The sequence below is a fragment of the Streptomyces poonensis genome, assembly GCF_014650915.1.
In the GTDB taxonomy this organism is placed as follows: Bacteria; Actinomycetota; Actinomycetes; order Streptomycetales; family Streptomycetaceae; genus Streptomyces; species Streptomyces poonensis.
This window is the reverse complement of record NZ_BMVW01000014.1, coordinates 226193-240637: the sequence shown is the minus strand read 5'-3', so window position 1 is coordinate 240637 and position 14445 is coordinate 226193. Positions and strand designations below refer to the sequence as shown.

The following is a 14445-nucleotide window of genomic DNA, read 5'->3' as shown; positions in this document are numbered from 1 at the left end:
ACAGCCCGCACCCCGGTCGCATCAGGCACATCGCGAGAGATCACCCTAATGAGCCGAAGTCAGTATGTGACCTGTACGGGTGCTCAGACTCAGAGTGTCTCGGGCGGTACATCTGCCGTAGACAGGACGCGTTCGCCGCCGATGGTTCGGGGAGCCGAAGAAGGAAACAGGGCCGCGCGGCCGTCTGCGCGACACGGATAACCTGCGTGAATGATGCGGATTCAGCGGGCCGCCGGCGCGGTCGTCGGCTCAGCGGTGGGTGACGCTCTGGGCGGCCCCTTCGAGTTCGGTCCTCCGGGAGCGTTCTCCGCGCGGTTCCCCGAGCCTGGCGCCGGTGGCGAGATGTGCGGAGGCGGTGGCTGGGATCCCGGCGAGGCCACGGACGACACGCAGATGGCCGTCCTGGTCGCGGAGTTCCTGCTGGAGCGGGGCGGACTGGATCTGCCGGACGTCTTCGCCCGCTTCCAGCGGTGGGCGGCATCAGAACCCAAGGACATCGGCCTGCAGACCGAGGACGTCCTGACCAACGGCATGCCCTGGGACCTCGCCGCCGCGATCCATTTCCAGGTCAACCAGCGAGCAGCGGGAAACGGCTCCTTGATGCGGGCATCGTCCTCCGCGGTCCACTTCGCGGCCGCCGGCCAAGCAGCCACCATGGACGCGGCCCGCCGCATCGCCGCCCTCACCCACGGCGACCGCGCGGCCTGGGAAGGCACCGCGATCTTCCACGAACTCATCCGCCTCACGCTCGAGGACACCGACCCCCTCACCGCGATTCCGGACGTCCTGGCTCTCGTCCACCCCGACCACCGCGGCCGCTACGCCACCGTCCTCGCGCCCGCCTGGCACCCCGATCAGGCGACCGAGTTCAACGGTGCCGTCTGGCCCTGCCTGGGCTCCGCCGTCTGGGCCCTGCGCACCACCACCAGCTTCGAAGACGCAATACGCGCGGCGATCGACCTCGGTGGTGACACGGACACCGTCGCCGCCGTGACCGGAGGCCTCGCGGGGGCCTACTACGGGCTGGACGCAATCCCCGCCCGCTGGACCCGGCCGCTCCACGTCCCCCTTCCAGGATCCGACGGACGAGTGCTGCACCTGACAGACCTGCTCCACCTGGCACACCGCCTCGCAGAGGGGCTGTCGACGAGACAGGCGTAGTAACTACTGGGCGGCGATGCGGTCCTCCGTGCTACAGGACGTCACGCAGATCGACGATGGCCGTGTCGGCTCCGGAAGGTGTGCGGAGGTAGTTGCGGTAGCGCCCCTCGGCGAACACCTCATGCAGGAACATACCGGGATTGTCGAGGAGTTGCTCGCGGTCCGCCAGCGCAATGCGCACCCGGTAGTGACTGTCTCCGTCACGCACCAGGAGATCGCAAATCTGACTCGTGGGCGCTTCGAGCCCCGTAACGGCGATGTGATCGTCAGCCATCTGACCGCTGAAGGCCGCAATGTCTTCCAGAAGCCATGCCATGGTCATCCAGGCGGGGGCGTGGACGGCGGGCTGCCAATCGTAGGTACGGCGCCCCTGGCGGCTGGTGTCGGGCGGTTCTCCCTCCGCATAAAGAGGGGGCTGGAACGGACCGGGGATCAACGCGACCGTCATTCGACGCGAGGCCACGTCCAGATTCGTCAGCCGGAGGCGGTCCATGCCCAGGTCGAAGACGACCTCCGATACGTGAGAGAGGAACTCACCGTCTGTGCCGATCACGCGATCTCCTGAACCTGCTCCGTTGTGAGGGGGAAGTCCGGCGTGTGTCACATCTGGTATGGCGTCCCCACTCCGAGGCAGGCGTTCTCCCGGCTGGGTCCCGGCTTGCAGTCCGGACACAGTTCGCCTTCCGTCTCTGCGAAACACTTCATCACGCTGCTCCCCTTGCCTGGAAAGCCACGAGCCTGCCACGGACGATCACCGGCTGGCCAGAGCTTTCCCGTGAGGCGTCCGGCTTGGTGACCTCGCGGTCTGGCCATCGTCGGGGGTGACTTGTTCAAGGTGGGCCGGTGAGCAACACGTACCCCATTGAGATCACGGACGAGGTGCGCCAGTCCATGGGCACGGCCCGGCGGCAGGGCCTGCAGAGGGACCTGCGCACCCTCGCGGCCAGCATCCGGGGGCTTCGTATCTCAGTGTGGACGTCCTTCTGAGGTGACTGTGGGAGCCACCTCCTGGTCGAGTTCGCGGTGTCGGCTTGTTCTGACGTCACCCAGGGGCTTGCGATGGGGCGGATGAGTGTGCTGCCGCTGCAGAGGCCCGGCGTGGAGGGGGCGGGAGTGTGGGTGCACGCCTGGGACGTGCGATGACCGCTCCGCGCTGTCTGCGATCAGCGCGGAGCGGTCGCGGTGGTGCAGGGGCCGGCGGGCGAGGAGGAGTGCCCGATCATGCCCCGTCAGCGCCGGGTCAGAGGCCAACGACGGCGGTGGGGCTGGAGGCCTCGATGTAGTCGATGACGGACCAGTTGTCGGTGTGGCGCTTGATCATGCCTGCTCGCTGCCCTGGTGGTTGTCACCGGGGCCGGTGCCGGGAGAGATGACGGCGGCGGTGGGGCCGCTGATGTTGGAGGTCTGCTGACTCTTGTTGGTATCGGCCGCGGCGGCCAGGGCGACGGCGCCGGTCATGGCCAGCAGGGCAGTCGGGCGCAGGAGCACGTGCATGGGTTCCCCCTTCAAGGGAGGTTGACGCACAGGGTGGGCGGTGCCAGCACGAGGCCGAAGCCGGGCCGCGCGCGAAACGTCGGAGGGTCAGGGCAGCAGCCCGGCGATCGTCTCGACCTTGACGTGATCGACGACCGCGGTGTTGGCGGTGCCGTTTTTCACCACGTCCTGGCCGGCGACCTGGACGTTGCGGCAGCCGCCGACATCCGCTCCGGGCGAGAACCACGTTGCAGAGCATGGTGGATCTCTGGGTGCCGGTGGCGGTGTCGGCTGCCGCCACTCCCGCCCCTGCCGTGACCGCGAGGCCAGTCAGGGCTGCGGTCAGGATGGTGGCCGAGCCACGTTTTCAGAGCGCGGGCATACCGCATCGCGTCATGAGCTTCCTCTTTCGACTGGTGAGACCCGTGCGCCGTCCGGGTCTACCGGGACGACGGGAGCGGTGTTCAAGCGGTCCGCGCACGATTGATGTCATCGGCGGGTCGTCTTATGAGCACCTTTTGCGCTGATCAACGGCCAGACAGGCCCGAGGGGCACGGATGTGGAAGGCTCAACGGTGAGGCAGCCGTGTTGACGTCGGCTCAGCCGCGAACGCGGCCACGCGCTCCCAGTGACGTCGCCGGTTCGGGAGGCAGCCGGCACCCGCAAGCGAATCGAGATGTGCACGGGTCTCGACAGCACCGGTGTCGAAGGAGTGCGGGAGGTTGTGGACATTCCTCGGCAGGGGCAGCTGGCCCACGGGCCTCCGGGGGGAGGGCGTAGGGTTCTGCCCCGTGCACCAGCTTGAGATTTCCGACCTGATCACGGTGGTGGATCCGCACAGTGGTCACCGGCTCCCGGTCCGGCGCGCCGAGGTGATCCAGCAGCTCCGTGAGAGCGGAGACGAGCGCGCGGCCCGCATCGTCGCCGAGCTGCCCACGGACCGGGACGGCGTGCTCGACCCGCACGCCGTGGACCGCCTGCTCATCAGCGTCCACACCGAGCTCCAGCGCCTGAGCGAGGAGCTGCGGATCGGTGAACGGCTGGTCCACCTGCTCGGCCCGCTCTTCACCGCGATTCGGGAGACCACCGGGCAGCCCGGTCCGTACCGCCTGGTCGACGTCGGTTGCGGTCTGGGCTACCTGGTCCGCCGGCTGGCGACCACCAAGGCCCTCGGTACGGACGTCGAGCTGGTCGGGGTCGACCTCGACGCCGCGCTGGTCGGCGAGGCGGACCGCCTTGCCCGGGCGGAGGGGCTCAGCTGCCGTTTCGTCCGAGGAAATGCCTTCGACCTGCCGGAGGCCGCGACCGTCTACGTCTCCACCGGCGTGCTGCACCATTTCCGTGGTCCCGCCCTGGCCGAGTTCTTCCAGGCCCAGGCCGCCTCACCGGCGCATGCCTTCTGCCACTTCGACATCGCCGCAACCCGTCTCGCGCCCATTGGTGCCTGGATCTTCCATCGTGCCCGGATGCGCAACCCGCTCGGCCGCCACGACGGCGTCGTCTCCGCACGGCGCGCGCACAGCGACGAGACACTGCTGCGCGCCGCCGCGGTACCCGGCATCCGCGCACTGCTGTACGAGCCGCGCGGTGCGGCGAACCCGTTCTGCACCACGCTGCGCCCCATCATCGGAGTGCGCCCGCGACTGGAGGCGCCGTTTCGCCAAGCCCTCGGGCGGGACGCACACCGCATGGTCGGCCCGGAGCACCTCGCCGGGAGCATCCGATGACGCCCGCCATACCTCTTGTGCTCCTCGGTCTGGTCGACGCGGCGTTCAGCGGCTTCCGCGCCTATGCCGGCAGCGACGCCCGCATCCGTAAACAACGGGCCACCGCCCGAGCCGCCCTCCGCGGGCTGGCCGTCGGGGCCGTCCTGCTGCTCGCCCCCACGCTGACCGCCGCCCTCCTGCTGCTGACCGCAGGTGACCGGGCACGGACCTACGACACTCTGACCGCCGGCGGCCTCGGCTATCTGCTCCCGCTCACCGTCTACGCCCTCGCCGTACTGCTTTCACTCGCCGCCTACTTCGCCCTGTCGTTCCGCGCCGGCACCCTCGCGGTGGTCATCGGCCTCGGTCCACTGACCCTGCTGCGCCCGCTCGCCGTTGCCGCCGCCTGCCTCGGCGCGGTCCTCAACGGCGGCGGCGGGTCCGCCCTACTGGTCGGCGCGACCGCGGGCGCCGCTGTGCTGTGCGTCGAACCCGCGGTACACCGACGCTGGTACCACCACGTGCGGTAGAGGACCCGGGTGACGTCGTGCGGTTGCCACCGAGCGTCGCGGCGATGGCTGTGTGTCTCAGCGCGGGAGTCGTTTCGAGGTGACTGTGGAAGTCACCTCCTGGACGGATTCGCGATGGCGGTGTGTTTTGACGTCACCCAGAGGCTTGCGGTGGGACGGCCGAGTGTGCTGCCGCCGTAGAAGCCCGGTAGGGATCTCGGGTGTGGCAAGCATCGGCGCGCGCTGGGAGCATGCGGCGACCGGTCCGTGAGCCTGCGGACGTCGCGGACCGGTCACGGTGCTGCCGAGGCCGGCGCCGGGCGAGGAGGAACGCCCGATGATCCCCGTCAGCGCCGGGTCAGAGGCCCACGGCGACGCCCGAAAGGCTGGGGGCCTCGATGTAGTCGATGACGGACCAGTTGCTGGTGTGGCGCTTGATCATGGCCTGCTGGCTGCTCTGATGGTTGTCGCCGGGGCCGGTGCCGGGAGAGAGGACGGGCGCGGTGGGGCCGCTGATGTTGGAGGTCTGCTGGCTCTTGTTGGTGTCCGCGCTGGCGGTGCCGACGGCGGCCAGGGCGATGGCCGCGGCGGCCAGGGCGAGCGTGACCGAGCGCGCGATCGTCGTGTTCATGGGATGTGTCTGTCTTACGTATGGCTGTGGGCTGGGACGAGATGTGTGCCGACGGGCCGGGCGCCGCGACAACCGCTAGGGCCTGTTGTGAAAGTGCTGGTCACAGCCACTCGTTGATGGCTGCGACCAGCACGGTCGCTTCGTAGCGGACGGCGAGTTTGTCGTACCGGGTGGCGACGGCCCGGTGACGCTTGAGCCGGTTGATCCCGCACTCGACCGCGTGCCGCTGCTTGTAGTCGTCCTTGTCGAACTTTGGCGGCCGCCCGCCACGCGATCCGCGCTTGAGACGGTTGCGGACCCGATCCGCCGGAAAACGCATCACAGCGACCTTCGCCTACGCCGGCATCGACGTCGCCGCCACTCCCCTGTTCTCCGGCGTCCGCGGCGCCCAGCTCGCCGGCCCCCTCCCTGCCCGTCACGGCCGCACCCGGCCCTTCACCGACACCATCACCGACCTCATCACCGGCATGGAAAACGCCCTCGACCTCCACGCACACCGGCCCGGCACCTTCCGGGCCCACGCCCCCTACCTCCACCAGCGCACCGTCGGCCGCATCGGCAGCCTCGCCCGCCTCAACCGACAAGCCGCCGTCAGGAGCGACCCGAATCACCTGGCCAGAGGCGGCAGCACGACCGGCTCAGGGGTGCGCGGCACGGGCGGCGCGGCTCACGTGGCCGCCTGGGCGGTCCGGTTCTTCTCGGCGCGGTAGAGCCGGTAGGCGGCCCAGAAGCCCACGACGCCGACCGAGACCATGGCGGCGATCACCAGAGCCAGGGGCAACCGTCCGCAGTGGGCGGCGATCTCTGCCAGTGCGCCCGGGTCCCGGGCTGGGCGGGGGTCGTGGGGGTCGGCGCGGGTGAGGGCGTCGGCGATCAGGTCAGCGGCCGGGCCAGGTTTTCCCCGGGGCCTGCTGGTGATTCCGGCTGACGAGACTCGCGAAATGGGCAAGCGCCGCATCGTGGCCGTGCGCAGCCGCGTCGGCAACACCTGCGGAACCGACTGATGCCCCAGCCTGCTGGCCGGAACGACTGCGACGGCTACCGGTCGAAGAGCACCGGGGGTCTGTGATCACGTTCTCGGCTGGTAGCCGTCGTAGTCGTGCCGGCCGGAAGGCTGGCTCATCAGTTGTTGCCAGGTGGGCCAGGTCTCCTGGGTTCTCTGGCGGACGAGTTCGCCGGCCATGGTGAAGGGCGGGGCTTTGTGCGGCTTCTCGAGCGCCTGGCCGATGATCGTGTCGTAGAGCACGGCGGAGGCGTGCAGACGGGGCAGCAGGGCGTGGACGTGGTCGGTGCAGTCGGCCGGCAGGACGGGCGGGTCGTCGTCGCCGAGGTCGAGTCCGGCACCGGCCGTCACCAGGGCGATCTCGGGCCGTTTACGCACGGCGACCTCGTAGTGCAGGTGCAGGGCGACGGCGTCCCAGACGACCTCGATCCTCTCGGGCGACAGTCCCTGTTCGGTGAGGAAACGGGCGGCCAGATCGGCGCCGTCGATGTCGAAGGGCTGATCGCCGTTGCCCTCGGGGCTGAGGCCGGCGTCGTGCAGCAGACACCCCAGGAACAGCAGTTCGTCATCGTAGTCACGGTCGGGCAGCAGCCCCTGCCGCTCGCCGAGGAAACGCCCGTAGAGGTAGCTGCGCAGGCTGTGGTCGAAGATCGCCGGATCTTCGATGCCCTTCACGAAGTGCAGCGTGCTCAGCGCCACGTCGGTGCGCGGAAACGGTAATGCGTCGTATGCGTCCATCAGGTCGCTCCTTGAGAGAGAAACTGGGTCAGCCGGCAGAAAGGAAGGAACTGGGTCAGGCCAGGAGTTCGCGAACCAGCGCTCGTCCCCACCACTGCTCGACGCGGTCGGGTGACCAGCCGCGTTCGACCGTGAGCTCGGTGTAGACGTCGATGTTGCACAGGGCCCCGTAGACGTCCGCGGCGGACCGGACCTCCAGGCCGTGCCGGAGGACATCGGCCGGCCAGGACGAGAACACCTGGACGCGGGCCTCGTCGGCGCGCCTGCGGCTGTCGCGGTAGAAGGCCGCGAGCTCCGGATCGCTGCGTCCTGCCTCGCGCACCAGGGTGATGATGTCGCCCGCGCGCTGGAACAGCCGCCGGTCGAAGGCGGCCATCGCCGCCAGCTGGGAAGCGGGACCGGCAGCCGGGTCCTCCAGTTCCGCGACCAGCTGGGCCACGTCGGCCGAGAGGTCCGCCGCGTCGGCCAGCGCCCGGGTCAGTCCGGTCTTGTTCCCGTACGCCGCGTAGACGGTCGGTACGGAGACCCCGGCCTCACGCGCCACGTCCCGGACGGTGGTCGCCGCCCATCCTCGGGAGACGAACAGCCGCCGTGCGGCACGGGCGATGTCCGCACGTGTCTGCTGCGCCTGTGCTGTCCGGCGCAGCGAGTCGTAGCGGCGCCGGACCGGCTCATCGCTCACAACAACAGGCCTTCCCATTGAGTTTACGGTGCTTATAGTGAATACATGTTACGTCAATCACCTCCGCCGGTCATTCCCGCTACGGGCTTCTTCCGTATCAGCGGAATCGCCGCTCTCGGCTTCGCCCTACTGATCGTCATGGGCAACGTGATCGTGGTCCCCGCCGGTCTGCCGCGCACCGGCGCCGACCCCGATGCCGTCGACGCGTTCTTCAGCACGCGGGGCGATCTGGTCGGCATCGGATCCCTGCTCACGCCCGCCGCCTGGGCACTGGCCACGCTGTTCGGCGCGGGCGCGGTCCGCGCGCTGTGGCGGTCCGAGCGGGCGCGCACCGAGGCGTGGTCGCTGCTCGGATTCGCCGGCATCACCCTGCAGAACGCCGCCTTCGCCGGAGTGATCGCGATTCGTCTCGCCCTGGCGTCGACGGCCGCCGACGGCACCGAGGCGTCCGCGGGGCTGTGGGCTCTGCACGATGCGCTGTTCACCCTCAACGGCACTTTCCTGGCCCTCGCCCTCGTCGGACTGTCCATCGGCGGCCGGCACGCCGGAATCATCCGGCCCTGGCACCACGTCCTGGGGCTGGCCTCGGCCACCCTGCTGTTCACCTCGGCCACCCTCACCCCTCTGGTGATCGACCACAACGGCCCCTTGGGCCTCCTCGGCCTCGCAGGCTGGCTCCTGTGGGTCGTCTGGGTCGTCGCCTACGGCATCGTCCTGGTGCGCCTGGAACGGGACCGGGACGCGCGCTCCCGCGAGGCCGCTCGGCAGGCACACGGAGATGCCCGGTGACGGACAGCAGGCGCATGCGGACACCACTGTCCTGGGCGGCCGCCCACCACTCACTCGAGCCGCCCAGCGTCCGGCGGGCGTCGCTGGCCTCGGTCGTGGCGAGCGTCGCCATCATCGTCACCGGCGGCATCGTCCGCATCACCGGCTCCGGACTGGGCTGCCCCGAGTGGCCGGCCTGCGCGGACGAAACACTGGCTCCCACGGCCACGATGGGTCTGCACGGTGTCATCGAGTTCGGCAACCGGCTCCTGACCGGCGTTCTGTGTGCGGTGGTCGGCTGGGTCATCGTCACCGCCCGGCTGCAGCGCACTCCGGCGCCCTCGGTCCTGCGCGGCGCCTGGGCACAGTTCTGGGTCGTCGTCCTGAACGCGGTGGTCGGCGGAGTCACCGTGTGGATGCGGCTGGACCCCTACGTCGTCGCCGCGCACTTCATCGCCGCGATGCTGCTGCTCACGACCGCGGTCATCACCTGGGACCGCGCCCGCAGCCTGCGTACGTCCTCCGCGACGTCCTCCGGACAGCCCGCTGCGCCGCCCCCCTTCTGCCGTGCCGCCTCGGTCACCCTGCTCGCCGTGAACGCCGTGCTGATCCTGGCGGGGACACTCGTAACGGGCTCCGGCCCGCACCCGGGTGACTCCTCCGACGTACCGCGCATGCCCTTCGACTGGACGCTCGTCACGGGCGTCCACGGAGTGCTGGGCGCAGCCGTCCTGGCCGTCGGGGGCTGCCTCCTGTTCGCCCTGCCGAAGGACGGTTTCGCGGGCACCCGCCGGAAGGCAGCACTCCTTCTGGCGGCTGTCCTGGCCCAGGGTGCGTTGGGCCTGGTGCAGTCACTGACCGGCCTGCCCGCTCTGGCCGTGGGACTTCATCTGCTGGGAGCGGCGCTGGTCTGGGTCGGCGCTCTGCAGGTGCACCTCACCCTGCACGCGGAATCGGGGCGCCTGCCCCGTCCGAGCTGCAGCACCACCGATTCTTCCGTGATTCCCACATAGTCGGTGGTGAGCGCGGTGAATGGCTCTCCCTGCCGCTGCTGGCCACTTTCGACCGGTGAAGTCCCCGGCGGCAATGTCCCGGAAGGCCGGTGGCCGGCCCCGGCCGTCGCAGGCGAGGTGAGTCTTCGTGGTCAGTCTGCCTCGGGATCGGCCGAGGGCGTGATCAACAGGGCCCGGGCGAAGACCCCGTCGAGCGCGTAGCGGCGATGGGGGCGCCCCCGCGCGAGCGAAGCCGAGTGTGGGGGAGGGTGTGGACCGTCTGCCACGGCCCGTAGCACTCGGGCAGGTCACGCCAGAAGATCCCGGTCCGGACCTTGCAGACCATGCCGTTGATCACCCGGCGGGGCGCTCCTCCACACGCGGCCAACCAGCTAGCGATCTATGAAGACGGACCCTAGTACGGGGAAGCTTCAGGTTCAGCACTTGACCTGCGTTCGGGGCGCGTGAGGTGCGTAGCGATCGGCGATCCCTCCTTGGGCGGAGGTGCCTTCCTTGCGGACGTGCCACCAGATGGTGTCTCCATCGACGGAGGTGCCGTAGGTCCAGCAGTGGGCGTACAGGCCTGTGCCGTAAGCGATGCCGGCGATGGCGGTGCAGGAGGTGTGGGGTCCGGTGCCCATGTTGACGCCGTCGTACACGATCTGGTCTTACTGGGAGCTGGCGTTGCGCCAGGAGTGGCTGCAATCGAGCGCTGTCTGCGGTGCTGCCACGGCGTTCGATGTGCTGAGTCCGGTGGCCAGGAGGATGGCGGCTGCTGCGGCGTCAAGGGGACCCGGTTCGTCCCCGTCTTTGGTACGGGCTAAGGAGCGGACACCGGCCGGCCGATGACGACGGCATGGAACCACGTCCTCCCCTCGCCGCACGCCGCTGTGTATCCCGCCGCCGACTCGGGGCGGCCGCCGGGCTGCTCGCTGCCCGATGGGTGCTCCCCGAACCCTGGGCCGCAACGGCCGAGGCCGTCTCGCCGCCCCCGGCGGCGGCCGCGGACACCGCGGACACCGTGGACCAGAAGGGCCTACGGGCGCTGTTCGGTTCGGAGAACCGTGTCATCCGTACGCGCGAACGAATGGTCGCGGTGACGTTCAACGCGGCCTGGAACGACAACGGCCTGGACCGCATCCTCACCGAGCTCGCCCGCCGGCACACGCCCGCAACCTTCTTCCTCACCGGCGACTTCGCCGACCGGCACCCCGCAGTGGTGCAGAGGATCGCGGCCGCGGGACACGGGCTGGGCAACCACTCCTACAGCCACCCGCACTTCGCGAACGTGACCGCGGCCGTGAGACGCCGCGAGGTGCGGACAGCGGACCGGGCCCTGCGCGCGGCCGGTGCCGGAACGGCCCTGACCCCGTTCTTCCGGTTCCCCTACAGCGAGACCAGTCCCGCCCACATCAGGGAGGTCAACCGGCTGGGTTTCGCGGACATCGAATACACCACCGACACCAACGGGTGGAAGGGTACCGAGGGCGGCATGAGCGTGGACCACGCGGTGCGCAGAGCACTGGACGCCCTACGCCCCGGGGCGATCCTGCAGATGCACGTCGGCGCGTCCCAAGGCCGCACCGAGGTGATCGACGCCCAGGCCCTGCCACGGATCCTCGATGCGATCACCGCCCGTGGGCACCGCGCCATCGATCTGCGCGCCCTCCTCGCGCCTCGGGTGCACTCACCGTCGACCGCAGACCGATCGCGCGGGTTCTCTACCCTGCGGTGATGCCCTGATGTCCGCTGGGACGGATGCTGGGCTTCCTGCCGCAGCGCCGACGAAACCGCTGTCGCATCCGCCCTGGACACGGCCCGCACCAGAGGCTCTACGAGCCCCAGGCCCCCTGCTTCGAACAGGTGGGGCCGTGGCAGAAGCCGCCTCGGCCGCCGGGGAACATCTGCGCTGCCGGGGGTGCTGTGGAGGGCGTGGTGGTGAAGGGGACAGTGGGCTGAAGCCCTGCAGAGCCTTTCGCCGCGTAGGCGACCGCCCTTCACGACCGCGCCCTTCTGCTGGCTCGGTCCCGCCCGGTTCCAACCGGGCGGGACCGACTGCTGTGCCGGCGCCCCGATCCGGGGAGGGAGCCCCGGCGTCACCTGTCTTCGGCTCTTCGGCCTTGATCACCCGTTGCCCGTGTTGTACCGGTCCGAGAGCCGGGGAGGCCGGCTGGTGAGTCACCGTCGCGGTCCGGGCAGCCACCGGGGGCGTCGTGGAGTGCTGCCGGCTGAAGTTCCGTCAGCCGTCAGGGTCCTGCGGAGCGCCTGCTGCCGGCACGCTCGGCGGCGTGTCGAGCGACACGGTGCCGAGTACCACCCGCGCCATCGAGCACGCCGCCGAGGAAACGGTGGGGGCGCGGTGCGCAAGCTCTTCCCTCGTTTCGTTCCTCGCCAAGGGAACGCGGCCCAGCCGTCCGACGCCCTTCCGGAGGGGATGGACAGGGCGCGGGACGGTGGTCCTGTGGCCCTCCCGGTCAGGCGGGCAAGCGCGTGGTGAGCAGCTTGGCCTTGGCGGCGGCGTCCTCGAGGGCGCGGTCACGGGAGGCTTCGAAGAGCGGGACCAGCTCGGCCATCGCCGGGTTGTGCGGGGCCATGGTGAGTTCGGGGACGATGAGGTCGAGATCCAGGGCGAGCATGTCGACGAGGACGGCCTGCAGATAGTTCTGCACGTACTCGTAGCCCTCCTTCGGCGTGCCCGGCGCGTAGGAGCCGCCGCGGCTGGCGACGACCGTGACCGGGGTGCCCTGGGCAGAAGGGGCCTCGCCCGCGGTACGGCCGAACAGGATCACGTTGTCCAGCCACGCCTTGAGGGTCGAGGGGATCGTGAGGTTGTACATCGGGGCGCCGATCAGCACGGCGTCCGCCTGCTCCACCTCTTCGATCAGCTTGACGCGCGCGGCGAAGGCGGCGGCCTGTTCCGGGGTGTGGGCGGCCGGATCCGCGAAGCCGGCGGTGTGGGCGTCGGCGGTGATGTGCGGGACGGGGTTCGCGGCGAGGTCGCGGTAGATCACGGTGCCGTCGGGATGCTGCTCCTGCCAGGTCTTGCGGAAGGCGTCCGTGACGGCTCGGGAGGAGGAGGCCTCGCTCGGGAAGGCGGACGAGTCGATGTGCAGCAGGGTGGCCATGTGTATCTCCAGTAAAGAGGCGCCCCAGGACAGACCGCTGGGGGCTAAGTTTCCGTACCTAGCTGTCATTCACACTGTAGCTTACTTTTTTTCAGCCCCGCACGGCAGGGTAGTACGCTGGGGTCATGAAAGACGCACAGAGCCACGAAGCAGGGGCGTGCAAGCGGGTGGACGAGAGCATCACCCGGGTCTTCCAGCTGCTGGGCAAGCGCTGGACCGGACCGATCGTGGCCGTGCTGGTGGAGCAGCCCGCCCACTTCGCCGACCTGTGCCGGGCGATTCCCGGCATCAGCGAGCGGATGCTCTCCGACCGGCTGAGCGAGCTCGGCACCGCGGGACTGGTGGTGCGCCAGGTCGACGAGGGGCCGCCGCTGCGGGTCTCCTACCGGCTGACGGAGGCGGGGGCCGCGCTCAGGCCCGCACTCGAGGAGCTCGGGGAGTGGGCGAAGCAGCACCTGCCGGAAACTCGGCCGGTGTAACCGGGTCGGCCGCGTGCCCTCACGGCACCGGCTCGCCGGAACCCGTCCGGCCCCGCACACGGCCGCCCCGCAAGGCGATAAGCCCGGCCGTCGGCGCGCGTCCTTCACCCACGGCTCATCACCCCGGCGGCCGGCGTCCGCACCGCGACCCGGCCAGTGCCCCCGGCGTCGGCCGAAGGGCACGAGCCGGCCGGGCACCGCGCCGGCGGGCAACCGGGCCGCCGCCCCGCCGCGAAGAGGCTGCGGCAGGGCCGCCCGCGGCGGTCCTGGGCCTGCGATGTCCATCGCCCCCGCCACCGGCCTCCCCGTGGCTCTGATGCCCTGTTCCCCGGACGGGACCTGCCGGCATGTCCGGGCGGACAGTTCGACCGGCGGCGCAGGACATCGCCGGGGATCGCAGCCCCGCCACAGCTCCTCGTCGAGCCGGGTCCCAGCGCCGGTGGCGCACGCAGCGGTGCGGCCGCGGCGGGTGAGGCTTCCGCCAGGACCTGGACACCGAGGTGGCCCTGTTCCGGACCGGCGCCGTCCTGGCCGAGCAGCACGACGAATGGCAGGTCACCGACGGCCGCTACCTCTCCGAAGGGTCCATGGCCCAACTCGCCGCCGCAGAACCGGTAGCGGCCCCCGCACTCACCGACGCATAGTCGAAACACACCCTCTGAACGTCACGCGGCCAACCGAACTCCACCACTCAGCGGAACATGACCTAGCCTCTTCCGACCCGACCCGACCCGGGAGTTCTCCAGCACACTCTGGTCCGGCTGCCAGCCGTCCGCAGCCAGTGGCTGCGCGAGGTCCTCGAGAACCTTGCGGGTCGACGGCTTCGCCGGGCCGCCTTCCCGATAGACGAGGTCTGCACGCTCTGCGCGTCGATCACGGCCGCGGTCGGCTGCGGGCTGCGGCCGTGGGCTCGCCGGATCTTGTCCCGGAGCAGGCCGTGGACCTGCTGGGTGGTGCCGTCGGCTTCCCACTTGGCGTGGTAGTCGTAGACGGTCCTGTACGGCGGGAAGTCGTGCGGCAGGTACTCCCACGGGATACCGGTGCGGTTGACGTAGAGGACGGCGTTGACAAGCTCCCGCAGGTCGTGCACCCGGGCGACCGTGCCGGGCCCGGTCCGTCTCGTCCGCCAGGCGGCGAAGACCGGTTCGATCAAAGCTCCACCCTCCGTGCCGTGCCGA

Annotated in this window: 19 protein-coding genes and 2 pseudogenes; 10 read left to right on the top strand and 11 right to left on the bottom strand. The window is 70.2% G+C overall.

Going from position 1 to position 14445, the window contains the following annotated elements; genetic code table 11:
- Positions 1-210: 210 nt before the first annotated feature.
- Positions 211-1161, top strand: coding sequence for an ADP-ribosylglycohydrolase family protein (locus IE242_RS28665; RefSeq protein WP_189864267.1), 951 nt, complete (start codon positions 211-213; stop codon positions 1159-1161).
- Between the two features lie 31 nt (positions 1162-1192).
- Here the strand turns inward: IE242_RS28665 and IE242_RS28660 are convergent, their stop codons facing one another.
- Positions 1193-1714: a hypothetical protein gene (locus tag IE242_RS28660; protein ID WP_189864265.1), complete on the bottom strand. Its 522-nt coding sequence runs from the start codon at positions 1712-1714 to the stop codon at positions 1193-1195.
- Between the two features lie 290 nt (positions 1715-2004).
- On the opposite strand from IE242_RS28660, the gene IE242_RS28655 reads away from it, so the two are divergent.
- A complete protein-coding gene (locus IE242_RS28655) occupies positions 2005-2148 on the top strand; it encodes a hypothetical protein (RefSeq protein ID WP_189864263.1) in 144 nt (47 codons plus the stop codon).
- A 330-nt stretch (positions 2149-2478) separates the two neighbouring features.
- On the opposite strand, the gene IE242_RS28650 is transcribed toward IE242_RS28655, so the two are convergent.
- Positions 2479-2655, bottom strand: coding sequence for a hypothetical protein (locus IE242_RS28650; RefSeq protein WP_189864261.1), 177 nt, complete (start codon positions 2653-2655; stop codon positions 2479-2481).
- Between the two features lie 770 nt (positions 2656-3425).
- Here IE242_RS28650 and IE242_RS28645 point away from each other — a divergent pair.
- Both IE242_RS28645 and IE242_RS28640 read left to right on the top strand, forming a co-directional pair.
- Positions 3426-4361: a class I SAM-dependent methyltransferase gene (locus IE242_RS28645; RefSeq protein ID WP_189864259.1), complete on the top strand. Its 936-nt coding sequence runs from the start codon at positions 3426-3428 to the stop codon at positions 4359-4361.
- Positions 4358-4870, top strand: a complete 513-nt coding sequence (locus tag IE242_RS28640; RefSeq protein ID WP_189864257.1) for a hypothetical protein — start codon at positions 4358-4360, stop codon at positions 4868-4870. Before IE242_RS28645 ends, IE242_RS28640 begins: the two co-directional genes overlap by 4 nt.
- A gap of 337 nt (positions 4871-5207) precedes the next feature.
- On the opposite strand, the gene IE242_RS28635 is transcribed toward IE242_RS28640, so the two are convergent.
- A complete protein-coding gene (locus IE242_RS28635; protein WP_189864255.1) occupies positions 5208-5480 on the bottom strand; it encodes a hypothetical protein in 273 nt (90 codons plus the stop codon).
- Between the two features lie 100 nt (positions 5481-5580).
- Positions 5581-5787: pseudogene (locus tag IE242_RS28630) on the bottom strand (IS5 family transposase); the annotation flags it as partial.
- On the opposite strand from IE242_RS28630, the gene IE242_RS38690 reads away from it, so the two are divergent.
- A complete protein-coding gene (locus IE242_RS38690) occupies positions 5771-6190 on the top strand; it encodes a hypothetical protein (protein WP_308436792.1) in 420 nt (139 codons plus the stop codon). The pseudogene IE242_RS28630 and the gene IE242_RS38690 overlap by 17 nt on opposite strands.
- Here the strand turns inward: IE242_RS38690 and IE242_RS28620 are convergent.
- The 3 genes from IE242_RS28620 to IE242_RS28610 all read right to left on the bottom strand — a co-directional run bounded on the left by IE242_RS28620 (position 6148) and on the right by IE242_RS28610 (position 7903).
- Positions 6148-6429 carry a hypothetical protein gene (locus tag IE242_RS28620; protein ID WP_189864253.1) on the bottom strand — a complete coding sequence of 94 codons (282 nt, stop codon included), beginning with the start codon at positions 6427-6429 and terminating at the stop codon, positions 6148-6150. The two genes, IE242_RS38690 and IE242_RS28620, sit on opposite strands and share 43 nt — an antisense overlap.
- 120 nt (positions 6430-6549) lie before the next feature.
- Positions 6550-7221: an HD domain-containing protein gene (locus IE242_RS28615; protein WP_189864251.1), complete on the bottom strand. Its 672-nt coding sequence runs from the start codon at positions 7219-7221 to the stop codon at positions 6550-6552.
- Between the two features lie 55 nt (positions 7222-7276).
- Entirely contained in the window at positions 7277-7903 is a 627-nt protein-coding gene (locus IE242_RS28610) for a TetR/AcrR family transcriptional regulator (RefSeq protein WP_229859571.1), read from the bottom strand.
- 45 nt (positions 7904-7948) lie between these two features.
- Between IE242_RS28610 and IE242_RS38105 the strand changes: the two genes are divergently transcribed.
- Both IE242_RS38105 and IE242_RS28600 read left to right on the top strand, forming a co-directional pair.
- Positions 7949-8692 (top strand): 2-oxoglutarate/malate transporter, encoded by a 744-nt coding sequence (locus IE242_RS38105; protein ID WP_229859569.1) that lies wholly within the window; start codon positions 7949-7951, stop codon positions 8690-8692.
- A complete protein-coding gene (locus IE242_RS28600) occupies positions 8689-9684 on the top strand; it encodes a COX15/CtaA family protein (RefSeq protein WP_229859565.1) in 996 nt (331 codons plus the stop codon). The genes IE242_RS38105 and IE242_RS28600 overlap by 4 nt, the downstream gene beginning before the upstream one ends.
- A gap of 252 nt (positions 9685-9936) precedes the next feature.
- Here IE242_RS28600 and IE242_RS39320 read toward each other — a convergent pair.
- Both IE242_RS39320 and IE242_RS28590 read right to left on the bottom strand, forming a co-directional pair.
- Positions 9937-10027 (bottom strand): annotated as a pseudogene (locus IE242_RS39320) (transposase); the annotation flags it as partial.
- A gap of 73 nt (positions 10028-10100) precedes the next feature.
- Entirely contained in the window at positions 10101-10322 is a 222-nt protein-coding gene (locus tag IE242_RS28590; RefSeq protein WP_189864245.1) for a hypothetical protein, read from the bottom strand.
- 197 nt (positions 10323-10519) lie between these two features.
- On the opposite strand from IE242_RS28590, the gene IE242_RS28585 reads away from it, so the two are divergent.
- Positions 10520-11398 (top strand): polysaccharide deacetylase family protein, encoded by an 879-nt coding sequence (locus tag IE242_RS28585; protein ID WP_189864243.1) that lies wholly within the window; start codon positions 10520-10522, stop codon positions 11396-11398.
- 739 nt (positions 11399-12137) lie between these two features.
- On the opposite strand, the gene IE242_RS28580 is transcribed toward IE242_RS28585, so the two are convergent.
- Complete coding sequence (locus IE242_RS28580) at positions 12138-12788, bottom strand: FMN-dependent NADH-azoreductase (RefSeq protein ID WP_189864241.1); 651 nt, start codon at positions 12786-12788, stop codon at positions 12138-12140.
- A 125-nt stretch (positions 12789-12913) separates the two neighbouring features.
- On the opposite strand from IE242_RS28580, the gene IE242_RS28575 reads away from it, so the two are divergent.
- Both IE242_RS28575 and IE242_RS28570 read left to right on the top strand, forming a co-directional pair.
- Positions 12914-13267, top strand: a complete 354-nt coding sequence (locus IE242_RS28575) for a winged helix-turn-helix transcriptional regulator (RefSeq protein ID WP_189864239.1) — start codon at positions 12914-12916, stop codon at positions 13265-13267.
- A gap of 500 nt (positions 13268-13767) precedes the next feature.
- Entirely contained in the window at positions 13768-13911 is a 144-nt protein-coding gene (locus IE242_RS28570) for a hypothetical protein (RefSeq protein ID WP_189864324.1), read from the top strand.
- 62 nt (positions 13912-13973) lie between these two features.
- Here IE242_RS28570 and IE242_RS28565 read toward each other — a convergent pair whose 3' ends face one another.
- Positions 13974-14420 carry a transposase gene (locus tag IE242_RS28565; protein WP_229859563.1) on the bottom strand — a complete coding sequence of 149 codons (447 nt, stop codon included), beginning with the start codon at positions 14418-14420 and terminating at the stop codon, positions 13974-13976.
- Between the last annotated feature and the right edge of the window lie 25 nt (positions 14421-14445).